The sequence below is a fragment of the Parapedobacter lycopersici genome (assembly GCF_040395035.1).
GTDB lineage: Bacteria > Bacteroidota > Bacteroidia > Sphingobacteriales > Sphingobacteriaceae > Parapedobacter > Parapedobacter lycopersici_A.
Genome location: NZ_JBEBRB010000011.1, coordinates 1 through 25595, shown reverse-complemented (window position 1 = coordinate 25595; position 25595 = coordinate 1). Strand labels below are relative to the sequence as shown.

The following is a 25595-nucleotide window of genomic DNA, read 5'->3' as shown; positions in this document are numbered from 1 at the left end:
GGCCGAAGGGGGACCCTCGTCTTTCGGTTTTACAAAAAATAATGCTAACCATGAAAATAACCTTTTTTATGCTGTTGGTATTGGTGACCGGTGTACATGCCGAGGGTATGGCACAGAAGGTCACACTTTCCCTGAAAAATGAAAAAATAGAACGGCTTTTCTCCGAAATTACCAAGCAAACGAACATTCAGTTCTTGTACAGTAATGAGGTGTTGCAGAAAGCACAGCCCGTAAATATCCAGGTACGAAACGCCGATGTCAACGATGTGCTGCGCGAAGTGATTGCCCGGCAGAACATGACCTACCGCGTGATCGAAGGGACCGTGACCGTTAATGTAAAAGCACAGCCGGTCAGTGCCCGGTCGGCCCCGCTGCCGGTCCTGCAGGAGGATATTCAGGTGACGGGCACGGTAACCGGTCCGGACGGCACGCCGTTGCAGGGGGCAACCGTTAACCTCCGCGGCACGCAGCGCGGCACCACCACCGATGCACAGGGCCGGTTTTCGCTAACCGTACCCCCGCAGGGTACGCTGGTATTCTCGTTCATTGGCCACCTTTCTCAGGATGTGGCGGTCAACGGACGGACGACACTTAACATTACCCTTGCGGAAGACGCACAGTCGCTTGGCGAAGTAGTGGTTACTGCGTTGGGTATTGAGCGCGCGGCCAAAAGCCTGGGGTACTCCACGGTACAGGTAGGTCATGAGCAGCTGACCGAAAACCGCACGAATACGACGATGGGCGCGCTGCAGGGAAAAGTCAGCGGGGTGAACATCACCACCCTAGGTACCGGCCCGCAGGGTTCCACGCGGATCCGGATACGCGGCAACTCGTCATTCACAGGTACCAACACGCCACTGATTGTGGTGAATGGCGTACCGATTGACAACAGCCGGTTCGGCGGCCAGGGATTGAATAACTCGGATGGCGGTGATGGCTTTTCCAGTATCAATGCTGACGATATCGAGTCGATGACCGTATTGAAAGGTGCAGCGGCGGCAGCTCTATACGGCTCCAGGGCAAAAGACGGGGTCGTCATGATTACCACCAAGCTCAAAGGCGAAGGGCGCGGCATCGGTATAGAGTATAACGTGAACTATACCATGGACACGCCACTGGATTTTACCGATTTTCAGTATGAATACGGGCAGGGCGAACGCGGTGTCCGGCCTACGGAGCCTTTTCCCACTTCAGGCATCTGGAGCTTCGGAGAGAAAATAGAACCCGGGATGACGCAGGTACTCTTCGATGGCGTGGAAGTGCCTTATGAGCCGGTCCGCGACCGTATCCGGAAGTTTTACGATACCGGCCAGAACATCACCAATTCGCTGGCGCTTTCCAATGGCGGTGAAAACGGCGGTTTTAACCTGTCGCTCTCCAACACCGATAACAAGAGTATCGTGCCCAACTCGGATTTTAACCGTCGGACCGTAAACCTGGGTTTTACGCAGACCATCTTTAAAAAACTGACCGTACAGGGCAATGTAAACTACTCCAACGAATATAACCGGAATCCGGCACAGGTAGGCGGACAGGAGTTCTCTACCCCGAGTTCCGTATTAACACTGGCCAACACCATGCCGCTCGACCTGCTGAATCAGTACCGGAAGGATGCCGCAGGGAACGAAATCGTATACGCGCGGTTCCTACCGCGGACCAACCCCTATTTTTCCGTGTATGAAAAATTCGAGAACATCAAACGCGACCGGTTCATCGGGAACATCCAGCTGAAATATAATTTTACCGATTGGCTGTATCTGCAGGGACGTATTGCGCAGGATTTTTATGTACGGAACCAGGATTTTAACTACCCTACCGGCTACGCGGCCATCGGGCCGGCACCTGCCGGTTTTGTAAATGGCTCCTATTTTAAGAATAACCGCAGGTTCCGCGAGCGGAACTATGATTTTCTGCTGGGGGCCAACCGCAAATTCGGTGACTTCGGGGTCGACATCACCCTGGGCGGCAACCAGATGTACCGCCGCTTCGATCAGGAAAACCAATCGGTACAGGATTTTATTGAACGCGGATTGTATACGATCATGAATGGGCGGGTAAAAAGTTCGGATTACAGCGTGAGTGAACGGAAAGTAAATTCGCTTTACGGTGCTGCAGAAGTATCTTTCCGGGATTATCTCTTCCTGAATGTGACGGCCCGTAATGATTGGTTCTCTACCCTCGCACCGGGTAGCCGCAGTATCCTGTACCCATCCGCAACAGGTAGCTTCGTATTCACGGATGCATTGGATGGTATGCCCGAGTGGCTGACCTTCGGTAAACTGCGGCTGGCCTATGCTGAAGTGGGCGATGATAACGTAGACCCATATTCCAACGCGCTGTATTACCAGGTCAACAATAACCTGTTTCCGAATCCGCAGGGCAGCATGATCCCGGTTGGCGGAATCAATACCAACACCATCCCGAACGGATTGTTGCGGCCGCTGCGGGTTTCCGAAATGGAGGTCGGTCTGGAACTGCGGTTATTTAATAATATCCTGGGTCTGGACGTGGCTTATTACCACAAGATATCGCGTGACCAGATCGTTTCAGCCCAGATATCCAATACCACCGGCTATACGGCGCAGCTGATCAATGTCGGAAGAAGCATGAACCGCGGGGTGGAAACGGCCGTAAATGTGGCACCGGTGCGTACCGGTTCGTTTACGTGGGATATCAATGCCAACCTGTCCTATAATACGTCCAAGGTATTGCAGCTGGGGCTCACCGACGAGGATGACATGATTACCGTTGGCGGGATCCGGCAGGTAGTGGGCATGCCCATGGGCCAGATTTACGAGTACATGTACCTGCGGGATGCGCAGGGGCGGCAGATTTTTGACGAAAACAGCGGTTTTCCACTGCGGACCGCCGAAATGGTTAACGTGGGGACTAACCAGCCTTCGTTTTTCGGCGGTATCACCAACATGTTCAATTACAAAGGGGTCAGCCTTTCGGCGTTGATCGATTTCAAGCTGGGCAAAAACTACATCATCAGTGGCGGATCGAACCGCAACTACTGGCGGCACGGGCTGCACAAAGGGACCCTGCCGGGCCGCGATGTGGGTTATGTTGTCGGCAACGGTGTGAACCCGGACGGAGGCGTCAATGAAACGCAGGCCGAGGTACAGCCGTATTACGAATCGATCACTTCACAGAATATTTATGAGCCCTTCATCTATAATGCCGGCTTCTGGAAACTCCGGCAGGTGAGCTTGGGCTATGACTTTACCAGGTACCTGCCGAGCACGTTTTTCGTGAAAGGAATCCGGCTGAACGTAGTGGCCAATAATGTTGCCGTGCTGAAAAAATGGACAGAGAATATGGACCCGGAAGAGCTTTACGACTATGGGGGCAACAGTACCGGATCCGGCTGGTCAAGCTTGCCGCTGACCCGGAGTGTCGGATTCAACCTGAATGTGAAGTTTTGAGCAGTACCTGATTAACGATCATTTTTAATTAATGGAAATATGAAAAGATATATCATACTGGTATTGATAGGCATGGCCACGGTAGCGGGATGTGACCGGGGTTTTGATGAGCTGAATACCAATAAAATTGACCCAACGTCATTGGACCCGGTCTTTGTGTTGAACCGGGCGGTGGTAGATATCACGTTTACCTCTACCGCGAATACGCAGGCAATGCTTTGTTACAACTTCCCCATCGTGCAGCAGATTCTTACGCCATTCGGCAGTTCGCTGACGGGGGGAAACTACAATCAGCTGCACCGGGAGAATGCCACCCGTCTGTGGAACTATTACTACCCGAATATTGTTAAGCAGATCGTCGATGTGGTGGAGCGCACGCGTGATGTGCCCGAACAGCACAACCTGCATCAATTTGCGCGGATATGGAAGGCATACGTATTCATGGCGCTTACCGATACGTATGGTGATATTCCCTATTTCGAGGCTGGCAAGGGGTATACGGAAGGGGTAAGGGCGCCGGTATACGACGCGCAGGAGGTTGTCTATCAGGATATCCTGAAGGAGTTGGAAGAGGCATCCAATGGCCTGGACGAATCGGCCCCGGTGGTGACCAGTGATATTCTCTACGGCGGCGACCTAGCGCAATGGAAGCGCTTTGGCTTTTCCCTGATGCTTCGAGCGGCCATGCGGTTAACCAAGGTGGACCCGGCGACAGCGGAAACCTACGTAGGGAAGGCGGTGGCCGGCGGATTGATGACGTCCAATGCCGACAATGCCAAGAACAGGCATTCTTCGCTGTACATCAACTGGATGGGTGAACAGCTCTCGGGTCGCGAAAAGGCCAACTTCTATTTGGCTGAACCCTTTGTCGATTATTTGCTGGCAAATGACGATCCCCGGCTATCGGTGTATGCGATCCGGTATGTGGGTGCGCAGAACGGCACGCAACAGACGGCGTCTCGTGCAACTTCCGATCCGGATATGCAGATCGGTATGCCATTCGGTTACAACGATGTGAGCATTGTCTCTACCTATGAAGAGAACGGCGTCGCAAGCCTGTGGGACTATTCGCAGGCGAATCAGACTACCGTGGTCACCCAAACGGCGCCGGAATATTTCGTCACTTACGCACAGACGCAACTGCTGCTCGCTGAAGCTATCGTAAGGGGATGGGCAGTGGGGGATGCCGCAGCCGTGTTTGAAAGTGGTATCCGGGCTAACCTGGAACAGATGGCCGAATACGGTCCGGGGGGCGTTATCGATGGTAGTGCCATTGAAGCCTATCTAGCCGCACACCCCCTGGATATGGCCAATGCGCTGGAGCAGATCAATACCCAGTATTGGGTGGCCTCTTTCCTGAATGGCAACGAGCTGTTTGCAAATTTCCGCAGGAGCGGCTACCCCAGCCTGGCCCCCAATCCTTATCCCGGTTCGGAAATTACCGGCAACTTCATCCGCCGGCTGGTATACCCTGATTCTGAATATGTGGTCAATGGTGAGCATGTAGCGGAAGCCAATGCGCGCCAGGGAGCGGACGACCTTAATACAAGGGTATGGTGGGACACCGAATAACAGCGCAGCAGAACAGTATATCATTAACTACATTTAATTAATAGGAAAACAATGAGCATAACAACAGAAAAAAATGGATTTGACCGTCGCGAGATGGTGAAAATGTTAGGTTTAGGATCGGCTGCCGGCGTGCTTGGCCTCTTTGGAGCCCCTGCGGCACGCGCGGCAAAACGGGAAACACCCGCCTATGCGCGTGGCATGGCCCCGGTTACCATTACAAATGTTAAGGCCATTGCCACAGCACCGAGCGGTTCGAACCTGATCGTGGTGAAAGTGGAAACCAGCGAACCGGGATTATACGGCCTGGGTTGTGCCACATTTACACAACGTGCATTTGCAGTGGTTACGGCCATTGATAAATACCTGAATGAATTCTGTGTGGGCAAAGACGTGGATAACATCGAAGACATGTGGCAGTCGGCCTACGTGAGCTCCTACTGGCGGAATGGCCCGGTACTGAACAATGCGCTGAGCGGACTCGACCAGGCGCTGTGGGACATCAAGGGAAAACGTGCGGGAATGCCCGTGTACCAACTGCTTGGCGGTAAAACCAGGTTTGCCATCCCATGTTATACGCACGCCAGCGGTCGCACCGCGGCCGAGGTTGCCGAGAGCGTGCAGGGCTTTATGGACCAAGGATTTAAGTACGTACGGATTCAACAGGGCGGCTATGGCGCCGTAGGCAGCACGGAAGACGAACCTGATTTCCGGAAAGCGGGGTATGGCTATGAGCGCGACTCATACATGAACCAGCAGCTGTACCTGAAATCGGTACCCGAAATGTTTGCCACCGTGCGCAAAGCCTGCGGGGAGGAAGTGGAACTGCTGCATGATATCCACGAACGGGTACAGCCGATGGATGCGATCAACATGATTAAAGAGCTGGAACAATACCGGCCGTTTTTCATTGAGGACCCGTTTTCGCCGGAAAATATGGAATGGTTCGAGCAGCTCCGCGCGAGTACAACCGTTCCGATAGCCATGGGTGAGCTGTTCAACAACATCAACGAATTTAAACTTCCGATTGTGAACCGTTGGTTCGATTACATCCGGATCCATGTGTCGCAGATCGGCGGCATTACGCCGGCAATGAAGGTTGCCCGGCTGGGCGAATGGTTCAATGTGCGGACCGCGTGGCACGGGCCGGGCGATGTTTCGCCGGTTGGCCATTCGGCACATGCCCATATGGATATGGCGATCTGGAATTTCGGCATTCAGGAAGCCGGCCGCTTCTCCGATAAACTGCAGGAAGTATTCCCCGGCTGCCCGACGATGGACAACGGCTATATGTCGGTAAACGAGGTGCCGGGCATTGGCGTGGATATCAATGAAAAAGAAGCCGCAAAATACCCGATCCATACGCGGTCGAACTGGCAGGTGCGGAAAGCGGACGGAACGATTATCCGTCCGTAACCGACAATACCAGTCGCAACAGTAATTAGTTAGTAGTTAGTTAAAGTTGCCCAAGAGCGGCATACCGGTTCCGGTGTGTCGCTCTTTTTTTATCCGGTGTTCCGGCTACATAAATACCAAGCCGTCTTTGTGCTTTTTCAGGTCCCCCCGGACAGCCCCTGAACCGTCTTTATATAACATTCTTGTTATCATATCGCCATTTTGCAATCGATTGCGTGCTAAATTTTGCCTGTAGGACAGTTTTCGATGAATCGGGCCGGACGGCGGAGGCGAAGTTTTTGGATTTATCAATTTTAATACTAATATTTGATTCACCAATTATCACCTTATCGGAAAACTATTGAGGGAATGCAGACCCTATGTATAGGCTTGGCCTATGCAGCTGGATTTGGTTTGGATACGTCCATCGGGCAGGCCTTAACTCATAAACAGTTCCGGGACAATCAACTACTAATTAAAAAAACAGTTACATGAAAGAAGTTTACCTGTTCTCGGCAGACAAATTATTCCGGAAGTATTATGCCCGGTTATGTCATTTCGCCTGGCAGCTGTTGGGGGATGAGGTGATGGCTGAGGATGTTGTGCAGGATGCATTTGCTGCATTCCTCGAGCGCCGGCATATGGTGGCAGACAAGGATGCTGCCATAAAAAGTTACCTGTATACATCCATACGAAATGCCTGCCACAATGTGGGAAGGGACGCTAAAATTGAAGAGCGGTACTTCCGGCTTAACCCTCAGGTCGTGGAGGAGGAATCGACCGTGATTAACAAAATGATCCGCTCGGAGGTAATGAATGAGGTATATATGGTAATTACCGCAATGCCACAGGGTTGCCAGCGGATTTTTCGCCTGGGATACCTCGAAGGCTGGAGCAATGCGAAAATCGCGGAAAAATTGCAGGTAAGTATCAATACGGTTAAGACACAAAAACAACGGGGCCTCAAACTGTTGAAAGGCAGGATCAGCCCGGAATTGCTGGGTGTTTTCCTGCTGTGTTTCATCAAATTCGGGCTTGCCTGAGCTTGTCTCAATTCTTTTGTCACTCTTTTTCATATGATCTGTGTCCTTATTTTAGATGAGCACCAATCCGTACCATATTGCCGACCTAATCAGTAAGTACTTAAGCGGTACCCTTACCGTCCAGGAAGAGGAGGTGCTGGAACAGTGGGTTGCAGCAAATGGGGAAAACAGGGCGGCGTTTGAAGCGATCCAAAGTGATACGCAGGCCCGGCTTGATATGGATTTTTTTGCCCGGCTTGATATGGAACAAGCCTGGGAGAAGATCAGTCGGCGTCCTGTAAAGGAGGCCGGGACTGGCCGCGCGCTCCGGCACTTGGGCATTGCGGCAGCCGCTGTCATTTTTTTGGCCGCAGTCGGAGTCGGATGGTGGTGGTATGGCACAACGCCGAAAACGGACACCCCGGAGGTGGCGACGGCCAATGTTACGGGAAACGATGTGATGCCCGGCAGCCAGCAAGGAATATTGAAGCTGTCGGATGGGCGTACCATTGATTTATCGACCGGTGCAAACGCTGTAAAAGAGCGCGACGGTACAACCATCACAACCACCGGCGGCGAACTGACGTATATTAACCGGCAGCAACCGGATGAAACGGCACCCACGCAATTGCTGTACAATGAGTTGCGTGTTCCCAAGGCGGGAATGTATAACCTCACACTGTCCGATGGCACCAGTGTTTGGCTGAATGCGATGTCTGAACTGCGATTCCCGACCCGGTTCGGAAACACGGAACGCAAGGTGTTTCTGAAAGGCGAGGCGTATTTTGAAGTGGCTCCGGATGCCAGCCGGCCATTTAAGGTGGAAGCGAACGGCACGGTAGTGGAAGTGCTGGGCACGCATTTCAATATCAATTCCTATAACGCGGTTACAACAACCGTTGTAGAGGGATCAGTGAAAGTGATACACGCCGAAAAATCCGAATTGCTGAAACCGGGCCAGCAGGCACGGGTGACGGGGGACATTGTGGTGGAACCAGCCGATATGAGAAAAGCGATTGCCTGGAAAAACGGGGATTTTTATTTCAGGAGCGACGGGATTGTCGACATTATGCAACAGTTGGCACGCTGGTATGACCTCTCCGTGGTATATGTGGGCGATGTCCCTTACCACAAAGGATACAACGGTAACATCAGCCGGGATGTCAACTTATCAGAAGTGCTTGACATATTGGGTTTTGCCACACGGGCTACATTCAAAATCGAAGAGCGGAAAGTGACTGTACAATTTTAACAACTAACGATAGAACCACAAACTAACCAATGCCAATGATGAGACCATTTTATCCTCCTTGAAAGAAATAAAAGCGGGGGTGTTCGCAGCACCCCCGTGTACTAAGGCTAAGTGTTTCAACACGTTGTATTAACTCATTCAATTAACCTTAATTCAGTAAAAGTATGAATTACTTTTTATTTGGCAAAAGGCCGAAGCGGACTCCCCGTCTTCCGGTCGAAACCCGTTTTTGGGTAAAAACGATAAAAACCATCCCCTTTTTGCTGTTCGTACTGACCACCGCTGCCCAAGCCAATGTAGCGGCCCAAAAGGTGACAATTACGCTGGAAGACGCAAAAATCGAACGATTCTTTGAGGAGATCAGCAAACAGACCAATTACCGTTTCGTGTATAGCGACGACGTTGCGCGGCGGACGGCACCGGTAACCATCCGGGTTAACAACAGGGACGCGGAAAAGGTACTCCGCGACGTACTGGCAAACCGCAGGCTGCGGTATAAAGTGATCGCAGGGACCGTGTCGGTTGATCTCATTCCCGAATCGCCGGAAAGACCGGCTCCATCACCCGTGTTGCAGCAGGATATCCGGATTACCGGTGTGGTTACCGATTCCGTGGGTACCCCGCTGCAGGGGGCCTCTGTCAACATCAGGGGGGGCGGCGGCAGCACCACTACGGATAATGAAGGCCGTTTCGGGATCAACGTCCGAGACAGAAATGCGGTGTTGATCGTGTCCTATATCGGATATGTTTCGAAGGAGGTGCCTGTGGGGCAGGGCGGAACGTTGGCCGTTGTGTTGGCCAGCGATGCGTCAGAGCTGGGGGAGGTGGTTGTTACGGCACTCGGTATTACCCGTGAGCGGCGATCGCTGAGTTACTCCGTGACCCAGGTGCAAGGTGAAAGCTTTACACAGGCGCGCGACAATAACATTGCAAGCGCGTTGACCGGTAAGATTGCGGGGGTGGATGCTACGCAGATTAACTCCGGCCCGGGTGGGTCCAGCCGGGTGGTGATCCGGGGCAACAACTCGTTGAGCGGATCGAACCCGAACCAACAGCCTCTATATGTGGTAAATGGTTTGCCCATCAACAATAGCAATAACGGGGCCAGCCAGAATACCACCGGACTCAATATCGACCGCGGTGACGGGGTATCGATGATCAACCCGGATGACATTGAATCGATCTCGGTACTGAAGGGTGGTGCGGCAGCAGCCCTGTACGGCAGCCAGGCGGCAAACGGGGTGATCCTGATTACCACTAAATCGGGTAAGGCTCAGCAGGGATTGGGTATTGAGTTTAACTCGGTTGCTACCATCGGGCTACCAAGCGAGTTTCCTAATTTTCAGAATCAATATGGACAGGGACAGAATGGCACGGTGCCTACAACGGTTGCTGAAGCACAGGCTTCCGGGCGGCTTTCTTATGGCCCAAAAGTAGATCCTTCTATTCAATACATGCAGGTAGATGGCAAAATGCACCCTTATGCACCGGTTTCGGTGAAGGAAAACATTAAGAATTTTTATCGGCCAAGTTCGGATATTACGAATACGATCGCGTTTAACGCTGGCACGGAGAAGTTTACAGGGCGGTTGTCATTATCCGACCTACGTTCAAACAGTATGCAGCCGAATTCTACATATGGACGCCAAACGGCTAATTTGTCGATGATGACCAAACTGGGTAAAAACGATCTTTTCGTGATCCGTTCGGATGTGCAATATAACCTGGTAAAGGGCAAGAACCGGCCAACCGTGGGTTATGCTGAAATGAATGCGGCCTGGCCAATTTACCTGGTAGGTAACACGGTGGATATTCGCAATCTGGCCCCTGGATACGATCCTGAAACCGGAAAGGAATTAGCCTGGAACCCGGCTCCGGAGGCACCAAATCCGTATTTTATCGTGAACCGGATGGGAAACGCTGATAAAACGAGAAGGTACATTGCGTCGGCCAGTATCCAGATGAACCTGAGTCCGAAGTTGTTCCTGTTGGGTAAGGCACAGCGCGACTTCCAATCGTATGAGCGGATGGACTATGTGCCGATTGGAAAGAATTCAACACCGTTTGGTGCCATGAATACCAGTAACGGTACGGAGCAGATTACGAACATTCAGGGAACCATTAACTACAATACGTCTTTCCTGAGTGATTTTAATGTGAGTGCAATGGCGGGCGCAAATATGGAACGGGCGGCGTTTATCCGGAACAACCTGAGCGGTCGGGATTTTGTTATTCCAAACTTTATTAGCTTGACAAACCTGAAAACGATTACCACGACGGCCACGGGTAATAATCCATTCCACCGGGAAACGCGGACGGGAACGAACTCGTTGTTTGCATCGGCCGACTTTGACTGGCGGGGCGTGGTGTTCCTGTCGTTCACCGGACGGAATGATTGGTTCTCCACGCTAAACCCGGGCACGAACTCCATCTTTTATCCATCAGTGGGTAGTTCGGTGGTGCTTTCTGACCTGATTGAAATGCCCTCGGCCATCAGCTTCCTGAAACTTCGGGGATCCTGGGCACAGGTAGGTAGTGCTACGATTAATGCCGGACAGGTAAACCAGACGTATACCATCTCTACAAATAACGGCTACAACCTGCCTACGCAGATCGTTTCAGACAGGTTGCCAACGCCTGATTTACGGCCGCTGACGGTGACTACATCAGAAGCAGGTTTTGAGACGCGGTTGTTCAACAACAGGCTTGGGCTGGATCTGACTTATTACAGCAAGGTAACCAGCAATGACATTGTGGGAGTTAATATTACTGCTGCAAGCGGGTTTACGGGAGGAAACGTGAACATTGGCAAAGTAACCAATAAAGGGGTTGAGGCATTGTTAAACGGTACCGCGGTGCGTTCCGGATCCTTCAGCTGGGACATGACCTTAAACTATTCGTATAACTTGAGCAAAATTGTGGAATTGGCGCCTACGGTAGCAGAGATCTCATTGGGCCAGGGTATTCAGGGTGCGCGCATTGTAAACCGCCCGGGCCTGCCTTATGGAACGGTAATGGTTATCCAGCCGAAACATACGGCAGACGGTACGCCGATTTACAACTCCATCAGCCATTTCCCGGAAGGGGAAGAGGTGGCCTATGGTGTAGGGAACCCACCCCATACCATTGGTTTTAGCCACAACATCCGCTACAAGAATTTTTCATTGAATGTGTTGTTTGACGGTAAATTCGGTGCAGTGGGGTACAATAACCTGATGTTCTATGCTACCCGCTTTGGTTTAGCACCAATGACACTGGAGGGCCGAGACAATGGTTTGCAATTAACTGGTGTAGACGAAAATGGAGCGCCATTTGACTACCTGTGGGAGCCGCAGAACATCCAGGCCTACTACAACCAGATTGGACGGGGCTATTCGGCACTCTTTACGTATAATACGGATTTCGTTAAACTGCGTCGGGCAGTGTTGAACTACAGTATTCCGGTAGACAAGCTGAATCTGCCACTGCAGTCGGCTTCTATTGGCTTAGTGGCGAATAACCTGCTGATTCTTTATCGAGACAAGCGTGTGAAAGAAGCCGGCCTGGATCCGGAGTTTCAGGAATCCACTGCAAACGCACAGGGTACCGGAGGGGTGAATATGCCGAGGGCTCGGACATTTGGCCTCAATTTAATGATTAAATTCTAACGCACTTAATTTGTAACGCAATGAAGAATGTATTTTTCAAGACAAGGACAAAGGTCGCGTTGATGGCTACGGTTGCTTTGACGGCAGCGTGTAATCCGGATGAGCTGACCGATTTGAATATCGACCCGGATAAAGTTGATTATGTTATCCCCGAATATCTTTTTTCGCAGATTCAATTGAATATGCCGTATCAGAATGGCGGGCTACACGGCGGCATGCAGTATGTTTCTACGTATAAGGATGTGCCGGACATTGGCGGCAAGCAGTTTGATTACATTGGTGGTTTTGAGTTTGATATTTATTCCGAGCAATTTAATGCCATTAAACAATGTATGGACGCTTTGACGGCTTCGGATGATGTAAACAAGATTGCGCTGCTGCGCATTGTCCGGGCATATGGATACCATATTTTGACCGACGCAACCGGCGATGTTCCGTATTCGGAGGCCATGGGTGCACTGGACGGAGTGCTGGAGCCTAAATACGACACCCAGGAATTCATCTATCACGACATGTTGAAGGAGCTGGATGAGGCAGCGGCATCGTTGACGCCCAATATGCCAACATTCGGCGGGGCCGACGTGTTCTACGGAGGCGATACCGCGAAGTGGAAAAAGTTTGCCTATACGCTGATGTTGCGTCTGGCCATGCGGCTTTCAAATGTAGATCCGGCAACGGCACAGACGTACGCCGTAAAGGCGATTGAGGGAGGGGTGATGACGGATATCGATGATATTGCATATCTTCAGTTTAACGCAACAGCCACGAATCCGCGTGCACCTTTTGGAGAGTACCAGGCCACGCAGGATCCGGATAATGCGCAGGGACGCAAGTTGGCCAGCACCTTGATAGATCAGTTTAAGGCCACCCATGATCCACGCATTTATGTACTTTCCGTGGTGTGGAAAGAAACGGAAGATGGTTTTGTTCCGGACACTACCATGGCGGCGCAACGGGGTATGGTACCGGGCTCGGTGCTGGGTTACCCGGCTGATTTTACCAGCTATTCCGAATATTCACCGCTTTGGTGGAACCGCGATTCCTCACCGCTGATTATTCTGGGACCTGCCGAAGCACAGCTTTTGGTAGCGGAAGCAGTATTGCGGGGCTGGTACAATGGTGTGACCGAGAAGGCAGCCTATGACCTTGCCGTAACGCGTGCAATGGAACAATGGGCGTTGTGGCCTACGGTGACTTCGCTGTCACCGAACGATAGCAATATTCCGGCAGAGCGCATTGCCCAATACCTGGAAACAGGCTATCCGTATAATGAAAACGGAACCTTTGCGCAACGGCTGGAACAGATTTCCATACAAAAATGGCTGTCGCTCCTCGGAGATGATTATGAAGTGTGGGCCAATTGGAGGCGCACAGGATACCCGGCTTTCAACTTTAAAAACTGGGAAGGAAACCAACCCTACCCGGGCTCGGTAACCGGCGGAGAAATGTTCCGCAGACTCCCTTATCCGGATGAACGGGCAACAAATAACGAAAATCAGCAGGAGGCACTGACAAGGCAGGGATTCCCATTGGACCCCAGCATTAAAGCGCAAAGTGACGCATTGCTGGGAAGGGTGTGGTGGGATAAACCATAAATTTATTTACTGTTCCACTGTAACTGACCAAGCGCCCCTTTTCGGGGCGCTTGGTTTTTAACGGAGCTGCAATGCCTTTCCCAATGTGTCAGCTCAGCCTGCATTTGATATACTAATTCCAATTCCCTAACTTTGGGTTTACACTAACCATGTCCGAGCCTATACATCATAATCGGGAAGATGTGCTTTTGCATCGCTTGCGTGCTGGAGATGAGCGCGCTTTTGATTATTTTTTTCATCGGTTTTATCCATTAATACTGCTTTTTGCAGCACGTTTTCTGGAGCATGGCGATACCGCTGAAGAGGTGGTTCAGGATGTGTTTCACAAAGCGTGGGAAAGGCGGAAAGATTTTCCGGAAGTGCGGTCATTGAAAGCCTTCCTGTATATTTCTGCAAAGAATGCTGCCTTGAATCAATTGAGCAAATCGCGGAACCGCTCCAGAAACCAGGATAAGTACGCACGGTTAGGTACACAGGTTGATCAGCCGGTCATTGAAGAAATCATCCGGGCCGAAGTTTATTCGTCGCTGTCGGCGGCCATCTCCACATTGCCGGAGCAATGCCAGAAAATCATCCGGTTGATTTTTGAGGAAGGAGAAAAGCCGGCCGACATAGCGGAGCAACTGAATATCTCCATCAGTACCATCAACAGCCAGAAAGCACGTGGATTATCCCTGCTCCGGGAGCGCTTGGCTGACAAAGACCTGGATCTGCTGATGTGGGCTATTGTAATGAGCTATCCGATCAGTGATCGCTTTTTGGGCTGAGGCCCGCGGCCATCGTAGGCTACCCATTAAAAAAATCAATTTTCTTTTGGACAGAATGTGCAGGTAACCGGTTTCTATAACAATACCGGGGAAAACCGTGATGCGGTTTGACCAAGCCAATTATAACGATATGGAAAACCAGCACGTAAATAAGGCTTTTCAGCTTGCTTCGCTCATTCGGAAGCATGTGGAAGGAACGCTTAACGACAGCGAGCGGCAGCAGCTGGACACGTGGCTGGGTGCCAGCGCTACTAATCGTAACCTCTTTGAAAAGATGACGCAGGCCGGTGATTTTGACGCATATGAACAGTCATTTTTGAATGTGGATACCATTGGCGCGCTTGAGCGTTTTAAAAGCCACTATCCATTAATCGGACGGCCAAACCGCAGGTTGCGGCCGAGGGTATGGCTGGCGGCCGCGGCCATTCTGGTATTCCTGTCCGCTGGGTTGGGCTGGTTTTATTTGATGCCCCGTCAGGAAGCCACACAATCGTTAGCAAGCCGATATGGCGATGACATACCGGCTGGCGGTGACCGCGCGACACTTACGTTGTCGGATGGCCGGGTTGTGGAATTAAATACCGATAAAGAAGGCGTAATTATCGGAGATGATCTTACCTATAATGACGGTACTTCGCTGGTGGAAGTAAGCGGGGATAGCAACATGCAATCTCCCATTGAGCTAACCCTTACCACACCCCGCGGAGGCCAATATCAAACAACTCTTTCAGATGGAACAAAAGTGTGGCTCAATGCGGGTTCATCGCTTAAGTATCCGTTACATTTTTCAGGTGCGCAACGAACGGTGATTTTGGAAGGCGAGGCTTATTTTGATGTTTCACATAATGCAAAGCAGCCATTTATCGTGCGTGTAAATGGCACACAAATTAGCGTGCTGGGAACGCAGTTCAATGTGAATGCCTACAATGAGTTAACCGCTACGCTGGTAGAAGGCTCGGTCAAGATAACCAATGCATCAGGCCAACAATTACTTAAACCCGGCGAAGAGGCGCGGATAGGCCAAAACATCACCGTACATCCCGCGGATATTGATAAGGTAATCGCTTGGAAGGACGGTTATTTTTATTTCAAAAGTGATCATATAGAAGATATTATGGATCAGCTTGCCCGCTGGTACGACGTCGAAGTGAAGTACGACGGACATTCCTTTGGAAAGCGATATAACGGAAGAATTCGCCGGGAGGTCAATTTATCAAAAGTACTGGACATGCTGACGTACCTCAGTGGTGCACAGTTCGCGGTATCGGGCCGACAGATAACCGTAACTTTTAACTAACCAATTACGAATTAAATTAGGACTGTATGAAACGAATTTATCCTTCTCCGACGTAAACGGCAGGCCGAATAAAAAAACGGGAGTGTTGCAGCACCCCCGAAGGTTAAGGCTAACCGAATAATCCTGTTAAATCTCATTATTAAATTAACCTTATTCTACAAAAGTATGAATTACTTTTCTTTTGGCAAAGAACCGAAAACAACCCCCTGCCTTTCGGTTTTACAAAAAATAATGCTGACCATGAAAATTACTTTTTTTATGTTGTTGGTATTGGTAACTGCGGTGCACGCCGAAGGCATGGCACAAAAAGTTACGCTTTCCCTGAAAAATGAAAAGATAGAACGGCTTTTCTCCGAAATCACTAAACAGACGGCGATTGAGTTTTTGTATAGCGACGAGCTAATTGAAAAGGCCCAGCCGGTAAGTATTGAGGTGAAAAACGCGGAAGTAAGCGATGTGCTGCGACGGATCATGGACAAACAGCACATGACCTACAAAATGATAGAAAGTACCGTAATTGTCAACCTGTTGCCAAATGGGCCGCTGCTGAAAAAGAAACTGGAGCCTCTTCCTGTTATTCAGGACATCCGTATTACCGGCAGTGTAGTGGATGCCGATGGGCGCCCATTACAGGGGGCTTCGGTTAATGTAAAAGGTAACGCCAGCGCGGGAACGCTGACCGATGGGGAAGGACTATTTTTATTAACTGTCCCCAATACGAATGTGACATTGCACATTTCGTATGTAGGCTACCAGTCCCGGGAGATTGCGCTCACAGGCAACACAAAAATCAACGTGGTACTGGAGATGGAGGACGCCGAGCTGGGTGAGGTTGTGGTGACGGCACTGGGTATTTCGCGCGAACGGAAATCCCTGAGTTATTCCGTGACGCAACTGGGTGGTGAGGACCTAAACCAAGCCAGAGAAATTAATCTTGGAAACGCATTAACCGGTCGTATTGCGGGGGTAAATGCCACCAGCACGGCTTCAGGCCCCGCAGGATCCAGCCGGGTGCTGATCCGGGGAAATGGATCGCTGAGTGGTGACAATCAGCCGTTATATGTAGTGAACGGTGTACCGATCAATAACGCCAACCAGGGGTCGGCCGGTACATATGGCGGTCGGGATATGGGAGACGGGCTGCTTAGTATAAATCCAGATGACATTGAAAGCATGTCCATACTGAAAGGGGGAACAGCCGCAGCACTTTATGGATCACGGGCGGCAAATGGGGTCATTCTGATTACCACCAAATCGGGCAGGGCGCAGGAGGGGTTAGGTGTGGAGTTTAACTCTTCGTACACCATGGAAGAGCCGCTGACGTTTGCCAACTGGCAATATGAATACGGTTCAGGAACACGCGGCCAGAAGCCCGCAACACAGGGCGAGGCTATTGCTAATGGCAGGACCTCCTGGGGTGGCCGGCTGGATGGTTCGATGGTCATACAGCCCAACGGAGTCGAAAGACCCTACTTGCCGCAAAAAAATAACATTAAGAACTTTTACAATACCGGAACCACGTTTACAAATACCCTGGCGCTGACCGGCGGAAGCGAGCGGGCAAATTTCCGTTTTTCTATGTCGGATATGAACAATGACGGGATCGTTCCTAATTCAGCGGTCAATCGCAAGACCTTTAACCTAAACGCGAATGCTAATCTGGGAGGAAAGATTTTTTTCGAAGGAAATGCGCAATACAATATCGAAGAAGCTAAAAATCGGACCTTTATTGCCGATTTTACTAACAATCCGAATGCATCGGTCGGCCTTGTTGGGACTAATATTGACGTCCGTACCCTGGCGCCGGGCTACGACGAAAATGGTTATGAAACTCCCTGGAATGACTATGCCTATGTGGTAAACCCTTATTTTGCGGTCAACAAAATCAAGAACGGCGATGAACGCCGCCGGTTTATCGGATCATTCACCACGCGTTATAACTTCACTGATTTCCTCTATGCCCGGGCGAGGGTAGGGATCGACTATTTTAATATCGAGGATTACAACATCACCCCAACCGGAATTCTATATCGGGAAAGCGGGCAGATGACCGAGGGGAAAAATACCACATATGAGACAAATGCCGAGTTGCTGCTGGGCTTTGAACGTACTTTTGGCGCTTTTTCGGTCAATGCGATTTTCGGAGGCAATCAAATGTATAATAACCTTTCATCCGTCGACCTGTCCAGCGGCCCGTTTAGTGTTCCGTTCCAATATTTTATCAGTAACGGCGCCAGCCAGACGTTTTCCAAGAGTTTTAGCGAATTCGCTATTAATTCGCTGTTCGCATCTGCCGATATCGGATTTAATAATTACCTGTACCTAACTCTCACCGGAAGGCGGGATTGGTTCTCTACCTTGTCTCCGGAGAGTAACAGCCTGTTTTACCCATCGGTAGGACTGAGTTTCCTCCTTTCAGATGCCTGGTCTACGCGACCTTCCTGGCTAAATTTTGCGAAAGTGCGGACCTCTTGGGCGCAGGTTGGCGGCGGCGCGCCCGATCCATACGGGTTGAATCTTCGTTATGTCGCCAATTCGGTTACCCATTTCGGCCAGCAGTTGATGAGCATCAGCGGAAATACAATTCCCAACGCACTGCAGCCCTATACATCGACCACAGCGGAAGCCGGTATAGAAACCTGGATGTTTAATAACCGGATCGGACTGGACGTAACGTTATATGACCGTACGACAACCAATGATATTGTCAGTGCATCAGTAGCCCGGGCGTCAGGATATACCAATGTCAGGCTTAACATCGGCAAGATCCAGAACCGGGGTGTTGAACTCCTCCTAACAGGCCGCCCCTTCCAGTCGCCCGAAGGATTTAACTGGAACATCAGCTATAACATGGCCTATAATAAAAACACGGTTGTGAAGATTGCGGATGGGTTAACCAGTTTAGTCGGTGCCCGGCCGCGGACTCAAAATGCGTATATCTATCATTACGAAGGCATGCCTTATGGTATGGTATCCGGATTCAAACCAAAACAGGACGAGAATGGAAATTTCGTATATAACAAAGACACCGGGCTGCCGATCCAAAGCGAGCTCATGAGCCTGGGCCGGGGCGTGCCGCCGTTGACCATGGGGATATCCAATGATTTTTCCTTTAAGAATTTCTCCCTGGGCTTTTTAATTGACGGTAAGTTCGGGTCGAAGATGTATGTGTCGACCGACGCATATGGAACGTTTTATGGGCTGCATAAACAAACCGCGGAAAATGGTGTGCGGGAAAGTGGTGTAACCCTGGATGGCGTGGATCAAAACGGCGATCCGTATCACCATACAATTACGGCTCAGGAATATTACCAGGGTGTCGCCTTTTCGATAACCGATTTCTTCGTGTCAGATGCGAGCTTCGTAAAACTTCGCCAAATCACCTTCGGGTATTCCCTCCCGCAGTCGCTGCTCGCAAGAACGCCGATCAAGGCGGCCAGCCTGTCACTGGTTGCACGGAATCTGCTGCTGTTATACAGCGCCATGGATAATGTAGATCCCGAATCCAATTACAGCAGTGCCGGCGATTCACAGGGGCTCGAAAACCAGGGGGTACCTCCGGTCCGGAGTTTTGGACTGGATTTAAAGGTGCGGTTTTAAACATGGAATTCTTAATCAGACATTAATCATCATGAAATATATTAAGAAAAAATTCGCAGCCGTACTGACGGCAACATTAACGCTGCTCATACTCGTTTCATCGTGCGATAAAGGGTTTGAAGAAATGAATGAGGATCCAAATGCGTATACCAGTCCAGTGTTGGGAAGCCTGTTTGCCGATGCCGTGATCAAGCATGCCTCAGCAAACGGACAGATCTCCGATCCCGATCTCATGGAAGCAGGCGCCTGGGTGCAATACCTGGCTTCGTTGACATTGTTTGAGTTTTACGGTGATAAATATTTGGAGCTCGCTGGAAACTACGAGCGGTTTTGGATACAGGCTTATTCATCTGAATTGCGGGCACCCGTTCAAATCCTGGAATTAACAAAGGACGATCCCGAACTGGTGAACTTAAATTCCATTACACGGATCTGGCGGGTCGAGGTAATCCATCGCATTACCGACATGTATGGGGATGTGCCCTATTTTGAGGCCGGACAGGGATATTTAGACGGGATTTATAAACCTAAGTATGATCCACAGTCGGCTATCTACGCGGATATGTTGAATGAGCTGGATGCTGCGGCCCAGGCACTGGATCCGGCTAAGCCTTCCTTTGGAAATGCCGACTTTCTCTACGGAGGGAATGTGGAACAGTGGAAGCGTTTTGCCTATTCCCTGATGTTGCGGTTGGGTATGCGGTTAACTAAAGTGGATCCCGCAATGGCCGAAACCTGGGTTAAAAAAGCGATCGCGGGCGGTGTGATGCAAAGCAATGATGATGGTGCCCGACTGCTGCATACTTCCGCATCTGCCACCAACTGGAATGTAAATACGCAATACCTGCAGCAAAAATTCATTCCGCTATCGGCGAAAGGGAGGACTTCTGTTAAAATCAATCAAACCTTTATTGATTACCTGGTCCAAACGGAGGACCCCAGGTTACCCTTTTACGCAACGTTATGGCAGGGAAATGCAGATATCTCGCAATTGCCCGCTTATTCGGCATCGGAGCGGCAACGGGGATTGCCCGGAGGCCAGGATAACAGCTCCATACGTACAATTATCCCGGCCTGGACGGATGAAATGCTCTCCGAATTTTCGGAATGGAATATCCATAAAGTAGGTCACCTGGATGCGCCCACGATCTTCCAGCATTATGCAGAGGTTGAATTTTTATTGGCCGAGGCCGCGTTGCGGGGGTGGGAGACCGCCGGTACGCCGCAGGAACATTATGAAAAGGGTGTCCGCGCATCCATTGAATTGCAGACCATATACCCCAATGCGATTGCCCTGGAAGAAGCTACTGCCGCCGCTGTTGCCTATTTGGCCAACAACCCCTATACCGGAGGCAGCTTTGAACAACAGATGGAACAGATCCATACTCAGTTCTGGGTTGCGCAGTTTATGTGCAGCAACGTTGAGGCCTATTCAAATTGGCGGCGTACGGGCTATCCGGTACTTATTCCATATGACTACCCCGGAAACGCAACAGGAGGTACCATCCCGAGACGGGTACGTTATTCGGAAACGGACGCCAGTGTCAACACGGAGAATTACCAGGCCGCAGTGGCGGCGCAGGGACCGGATTTTTTCACGACACGGATTTGGTGGGATAAAGAATAATAAAATGAACAAGATAGAACATCATATGGAAAGTAGCTGCATAACAGCCGTAAATTTTAATCCCGCTGTAGATTGGTGGTCACATGGCCCGGCTCCCCGCCTGTCTCTTTTTTTGCTTGGTTTACTGCTTTTGATGTGCGCCTTTTCGACGAAGGCCACAGCCCAGGGCAATGCCACTGAAGTGGGCGAATTTATTATAGAACCCCCCACATTAATCAATATGGGATTTGAATGGAATTTCAAAGGAGATGAAAACCGGAATGCAACCGTAAAAGTGGAGTACCGAGAAACAGGTACTTCCACATGGAAGCCCGCTTTACCGCTGCATCGAATGGGGGGAGAACGGGTGATCCGAGAAACGGAATACCTGGATTACAAAGTTCCCCCCAAGTTTGCGGGAAGCATACTGGATGTAAAGCCCGGTACCACTTACGAGTGCCGGTTTACCATGGAAGATGCCGATGGCGTCCGCGGCGAAGCGGTAAAAATGGTGGAAGTAACGACGCGTACAGAGCCGAAGGCTGCTGAAGGCGGGCGAGTATTGCATGTATATCCAGCAAAATATACCGGAAAAAAAATAGAACCCTCATTTACCACCTTACAGGGTGCTTATTATGGCTCGGGTACCGGCGACTGGTCGATTGTCCGCGAGCGAACAGTCCAGCCGGGCGACATCATCGAAATCCACGCCGGGTTATATGAAGGCGAACGGCATAAGTATGTGAACCCCGAAGGAATTACCTTTGACGGCACCTATTTCCTGACGGCGAAGGGTACGGCGGAAAAACCCATCGTTATCCGCGCCGCCGGGGATGGTGAAGTGATTTTTGACGGAGCAGGGGCACATACGCTGTTTGATGTCTCTGCAACTGAACACCATATTTTTGAAGGCATTACCATCCGGAATGCCGGGACCGCATTCCATGCGGGGAACAAACACATGATCGGGGCCAAAAACCTGACCATCCGGAATTGCCGGATGGAAGATGTGGGGCAGGGTATCATATCGGAGTATGCGGGTTCCCGGGACTTTTATATTGCTGACAATGTGTTAATCGGGAAGGATGATCGTTATCGGTTGCTCGGGTGGGCGAACTCCCGGAGCGTATACGGTGAAAATAAAATGTACAGTTACATTGGCATCAAAGTATACGGTTCGGGTCACGTAATCTGCCATAACGACGTGGCGTATTTCCATGACGGGATTACGGTTTCTACCTATGGTACCCCCGAGAATAAGCAGGAGCTGAAAGCGGTTTCCATTGATATATACAATAACGACATCCACCTGATGGCTGATGATTTCATTGAAACAGATGGAGGGGTGCATAATATCCGCGTGATGCGCAACCGGGGTGTTAACGCGGCGCAATGCGGGTTAAGCGCACAGCCCATGTTCGGCGGACCGGCCTATTTTGTCAGGAATATTGTTTATAACGTACCAACGGGCTGTGCATTAAAGTTTATGTCCAAGCCGGTCGGCCTGTATGTCCTGCATAATACGTTTATCAGTGAGAATACCAATTCCCAAACCTATTCAAATGCCCATTATCGGAATAACTTGTTTATTGGAACGGGAACACCCGGCCGCCCGGTCGCGGTGTTCCCTTTTGCAACAGCTTATTCGACGTCAGATTATAACGGATACCGTCCGAACGGATTAGACAGCAATTATCGGTGGGTGGCCCCCCCGGGAAATGAGCTGATGAACTATGCTATTACCGTACGTGAAAACGGAAAATCGTTTGATCGCCTGAAAGAGCTGACAGCAGCTACCGGCCTGGAGACGCACGGCATCGAAGTGGACACAGCTGTTTTTGAAAACCTGAGCATCCCGGACCCCGATAAACGGGGATTTATTTACCACGCGGTTGACCTTGATTTCAAATTGAACCCGGAGGGCAGGGCAGTAGATGCGGGCGTACCTTTGCCGACAATCAATGATAATTTCACAGGTAATGCACCTGACCTGGGTGCGCTGGAGGTGGGACAGGACGAACCAATATACGGCCCCAGAGGCCCCGTTTATAACCGGCCTTTTTATAGGTGATTTAGAGCAGATAATCATGAAGTTATATAAAATAAAGGGCGGTATTTTAATAGCGCATGGCGCTGGTTATTACCGCGTGGAAAGGGTCAACTGGGATAGCTTGGTGAATCGTAATCACCTTTTTGACTACCTGTCGGATCACTTGGAAAAATTCCAGCGGCTGGAGGCAGATCACGCCGCCCGCCTGCTGCAAGGTAAATTGTTGCCACCGATAGCCCGCCAGGAAGTGTGGGCGTCGGGGGTAACCTACTTCAGGAGCCGCGAAGCCCGGATTGAGGAATCGCAGGGCGGAGGATATTTTTATGACCGGGTGTACGAAGCAGAACGGCCGGAGCTTTTCTTCAAAGCGACGGCCCGACGTACCGTGGGCACCAACGGTGTGGTCCGCATCCGGAAAGATTCATCGTGGGATGTTCCCGAACCCGAACTCACGCTTTTTATTAACAAACAGGGGCTGATCCAGGGATATACCATAGGCAATGATATGAGTTCCAGGGCAATTGAAGCTGAAAATCCACTTTACCTGCCACAGGCCAAGGTTTATGAGGGATGCGCCGGTCTGGGCCCCTGCCTGTACGTCAACAAAACGCCACTCGCTGCGGATACGAAGATTGCGTTGGAAATCTTACGTGGCGGCACCCCAATTTTTACAAATACGGTGGGCATTGATAAAATGAAACGCAGTCAGGAAGAACTGGCGTCCTTTCTGTTCCGGGAATGTGCGTTTCCTTACGGATGCTATCTCATGACGGGTACGGGTATCGTGCCACCCGACGAATTTACCCTGCAAAGCAACGACGAGATCCGCATTACCATTGAGCCCATTGGAACATTGGTGAATTATGTAGCCTAATGATCAAAAGATGAAAACGACCAACGACACCGAAAACCTGTTTTACGCGATTAACCCGGCCACCGGTGAAGCATTGCCCGGTGGCTTCCGCGAACATACGGCTGCCGAAATTGACGCCGCTGTGCAGGAGGCTGAACGGGCATTTGAAATATTCCGTAGGGAGCCCCCCCAGCAGAGGGTTGCGCTTCTGCGGCGGATTGGTGAAGAGCTGGAGGCTAATAGAGCCGCGCTGGTGGCGGTGTGTACAACCGAAACAGCCCTGCCGTTCCCCCGCCTCCACGGGGAGCTTACCCGCACGATCAACCAGCTGAACCTATTTGCCGGGCTGGTTGAAGAGGGGTCCTGGGTGGGGGCACGGATCGACCGTGCCCAGCCGCAAAGACAGCCCGCGCCAAAGCCGGATCTGCGCCAGTGGCAGATTCCACTTGGTGTGGTGTGCGTATTTGGCGCCAGCAACTTTCCGTTCGCCTTTTCGGTAGCGGGGGGTGATACCGCTTCCGCACTGGCCGCGGGCTGTCCAGTGGTGGTCAAAGGGCATCCCGCACATCCCGGCACGTCGGCCATGGTAGGGCAGGCGATCGATCGGGCTGTGCAGGCCTTGGGAATGCCGAAAGGTATTTTTAGCCTGATTCAGGGACATTCAGCTGATGTGGGGATGGCCATGGTAACGCATCCGCTCGTAAAAGCCGTTGGTTTTACGGGATCAACGCGGGGCGGAAAGGCGATTTTCGCCGCAGCCAGCTCCCGTCCGGAGCCCATTCCGGTTTATGCAGAAATGGGAAGTACGAATCCGGTGTTCATTTTACCCGGTGCCATTAAAGAAAAATCGGAACAAATCGCACAGGGACTCGTTTCGTCCATTACGTTGGGTACCGGACAGTTTTGCACGAATCCCGGAATGGTATTGGCACTGGACAGCCCGGAAATGGTCAGCTTCATCGGTGAAATAGCCGGCGCGCTTGAAAAAAATGCAACGACGCCGGGGATCATGTTAACGCCAGCTATACAGCAGGCCTATAACGACGGGGTCCTCCGGATGCAACAGGTCAAGGGCGTAAGTAAAATAGCCAAGGGAGTTTCACGGAATGCCCCCTATGAAGGCATTGCTTACCTTATGCAGGCCTCCGCAGCTACGCTCCTTCGCCATCCGGCGCTTGCCGAAGAGGTATTCGGCCCGTCCAGCCTGTTGGTAACGGCAGAAGACAAAGCGCAGCTTTATCAGGTGGCTGAACGCCTGGAAGGGCATTTAACGGCAACCGTGCATGCCACACCCGCAGACTTGGAAGAATATGGCGAATTGGTGAAAATACTGGAGCGCAAGGTTGGACGGCTGTTGTTTAACGGATTTCCCACCGGAGTGGAGGTTAGCCCCGCCATGGTACATGGGGGTCCGTTTCCGGCAACCACCGACTCGCGGTCCACATCCGTCGGAACGGGCGCTATCTATCGGTTTACGCGGCCAGTATGCTATCAGGACTTCCCGGAGAACGCGC

The 25595-nt window shown here is 51.1% G+C and carries 14 protein-coding genes; all 14 read left to right on the top strand.

Features of this window, described 5'->3' with window-relative positions:
- Positions 1-50 precede the first annotated feature (50 nt).
- Positions 51-3428 carry a SusC/RagA family TonB-linked outer membrane protein gene (locus ABWO75_RS04430; protein ID WP_353182971.1) on the top strand — a complete coding sequence of 1126 codons (3378 nt, stop codon included), beginning with the start codon at positions 51-53 and terminating at the stop codon, positions 3426-3428.
- A gap of 39 nt (positions 3429-3467) precedes the next feature.
- A complete protein-coding gene (locus ABWO75_RS04425; RefSeq protein WP_353182969.1) occupies positions 3468-5000 on the top strand; it encodes a SusD/RagB family nutrient-binding outer membrane lipoprotein in 1533 nt (510 codons plus the stop codon).
- A gap of 51 nt (positions 5001-5051) precedes the next feature.
- Positions 5052-6413: an enolase C-terminal domain-like protein gene (locus ABWO75_RS04420; protein ID WP_353182967.1), complete on the top strand. Its 1362-nt coding sequence runs from the start codon at positions 5052-5054 to the stop codon at positions 6411-6413.
- Positions 6414-6883: 470 nt separating this feature from the next.
- Positions 6884-7435: an RNA polymerase sigma-70 factor gene (locus ABWO75_RS04415; RefSeq protein ID WP_353182965.1), complete on the top strand. Its 552-nt coding sequence runs from the start codon at positions 6884-6886 to the stop codon at positions 7433-7435.
- A 55-nt stretch (positions 7436-7490) separates the two neighbouring features.
- Entirely contained in the window at positions 7491-8666 is a 1176-nt protein-coding gene (locus ABWO75_RS04410; protein WP_353182963.1) for a FecR family protein, read from the top strand.
- A gap of 164 nt (positions 8667-8830) precedes the next feature.
- Positions 8831-12313 (top strand): SusC/RagA family TonB-linked outer membrane protein, encoded by a 3483-nt coding sequence (locus ABWO75_RS04405; protein WP_353182961.1) that lies wholly within the window; start codon positions 8831-8833, stop codon positions 12311-12313.
- 20 nt (positions 12314-12333) lie between these two features.
- On the top strand, positions 12334-13908 hold the full coding sequence (locus ABWO75_RS04400) for a SusD/RagB family nutrient-binding outer membrane lipoprotein (RefSeq protein WP_353182959.1): 1575 nt from the start codon (positions 12334-12336) through the stop codon (positions 13906-13908).
- 149 nt (positions 13909-14057) lie between these two features.
- Complete coding sequence (locus ABWO75_RS04395) at positions 14058-14675, top strand: RNA polymerase sigma factor (protein ID WP_353182957.1); 618 nt, start codon at positions 14058-14060, stop codon at positions 14673-14675.
- Positions 14676-14775: 100 nt separating this feature from the next.
- On the top strand, positions 14776-15972 hold the full coding sequence (locus ABWO75_RS04390) for a FecR family protein (RefSeq protein WP_353182955.1): 1197 nt from the start codon (positions 14776-14778) through the stop codon (positions 15970-15972).
- A gap of 240 nt (positions 15973-16212) precedes the next feature.
- Entirely contained in the window at positions 16213-19572 is a 3360-nt protein-coding gene (locus ABWO75_RS04385; protein ID WP_353182954.1) for a SusC/RagA family TonB-linked outer membrane protein, read from the top strand.
- 31 nt (positions 19573-19603) lie between these two features.
- Positions 19604-21199 (top strand): SusD/RagB family nutrient-binding outer membrane lipoprotein, encoded by a 1596-nt coding sequence (locus tag ABWO75_RS04380; protein ID WP_353182952.1) that lies wholly within the window; start codon positions 19604-19606, stop codon positions 21197-21199.
- A gap of 4 nt (positions 21200-21203) precedes the next feature.
- Positions 21204-23249, top strand: coding sequence for a NosD domain-containing protein (locus ABWO75_RS04375; RefSeq protein ID WP_353182950.1), 2046 nt, complete (start codon positions 21204-21206; stop codon positions 23247-23249).
- Positions 23250-23265: 16 nt separating this feature from the next.
- On the top strand, positions 23266-24102 hold the full coding sequence (locus ABWO75_RS04370; RefSeq protein WP_353182948.1) for a fumarylacetoacetate hydrolase family protein: 837 nt from the start codon (positions 23266-23268) through the stop codon (positions 24100-24102).
- Positions 24103-24112: 10 nt separating this feature from the next.
- A partial coding sequence (locus ABWO75_RS04365) for an aldehyde dehydrogenase (NADP(+)) (RefSeq protein WP_353182946.1) occupies positions 24113-25595 on the top strand: 1483 nt, incomplete at its 3' end.

Bases quoted from the DNA above. Each gene is read 5' to 3' on its own strand.
- ABWO75_RS04400 (WP_353182959.1), top strand. From the start codon at position 12,334: ATGAAGAATGTATTTTTCAAGACAAGGACAAAGGTCGCGTTGATGGCT.
- ABWO75_RS04370 (WP_353182948.1), top strand. From the start codon at position 23,266: ATGAAGTTATATAAAATAAAGGGCGGTATTTTAATAGCGCATGGCGCT.
- ABWO75_RS04385 (WP_353182954.1), top strand. From the start codon at position 16,213: ATGAAAATTACTTTTTTTATGTTGTTGGTATTGGTAACTGCGGTGCAC.
- ABWO75_RS04390 (WP_353182955.1), top strand. From the start codon at position 14,776: ATGCGGTTTGACCAAGCCAATTATAACGATATGGAAAACCAGCACGTA.
- ABWO75_RS04405 (WP_353182961.1), top strand. From the start codon at position 8,831: ATGAATTACTTTTTATTTGGCAAAAGGCCGAAGCGGACTCCCCGTCTT.
- ABWO75_RS04375 (WP_353182950.1), top strand. From the start codon at position 21,204: ATGAACAAGATAGAACATCATATGGAAAGTAGCTGCATAACAGCCGTA.
- ABWO75_RS04420 (WP_353182967.1), top strand. From the start codon at position 5,052: ATGAGCATAACAACAGAAAAAAATGGATTTGACCGTCGCGAGATGGTG.
- ABWO75_RS04430 (WP_353182971.1), top strand. From the start codon at position 51: ATGAAAATAACCTTTTTTATGCTGTTGGTATTGGTGACCGGTGTACAT.
- ABWO75_RS04380 (WP_353182952.1), top strand. From the start codon at position 19,604: ATGAAATATATTAAGAAAAAATTCGCAGCCGTACTGACGGCAACATTA.
- ABWO75_RS04425 (WP_353182969.1), top strand. From the start codon at position 3,468: ATGAAAAGATATATCATACTGGTATTGATAGGCATGGCCACGGTAGCG.
- ABWO75_RS04415 (WP_353182965.1), top strand. From the start codon at position 6,884: ATGAAAGAAGTTTACCTGTTCTCGGCAGACAAATTATTCCGGAAGTAT.
- ABWO75_RS04410 (WP_353182963.1), top strand. From the start codon at position 7,491: ATGAGCACCAATCCGTACCATATTGCCGACCTAATCAGTAAGTACTTA.
- ABWO75_RS04395 (WP_353182957.1), top strand. From the start codon at position 14,058: ATGTCCGAGCCTATACATCATAATCGGGAAGATGTGCTTTTGCATCGC.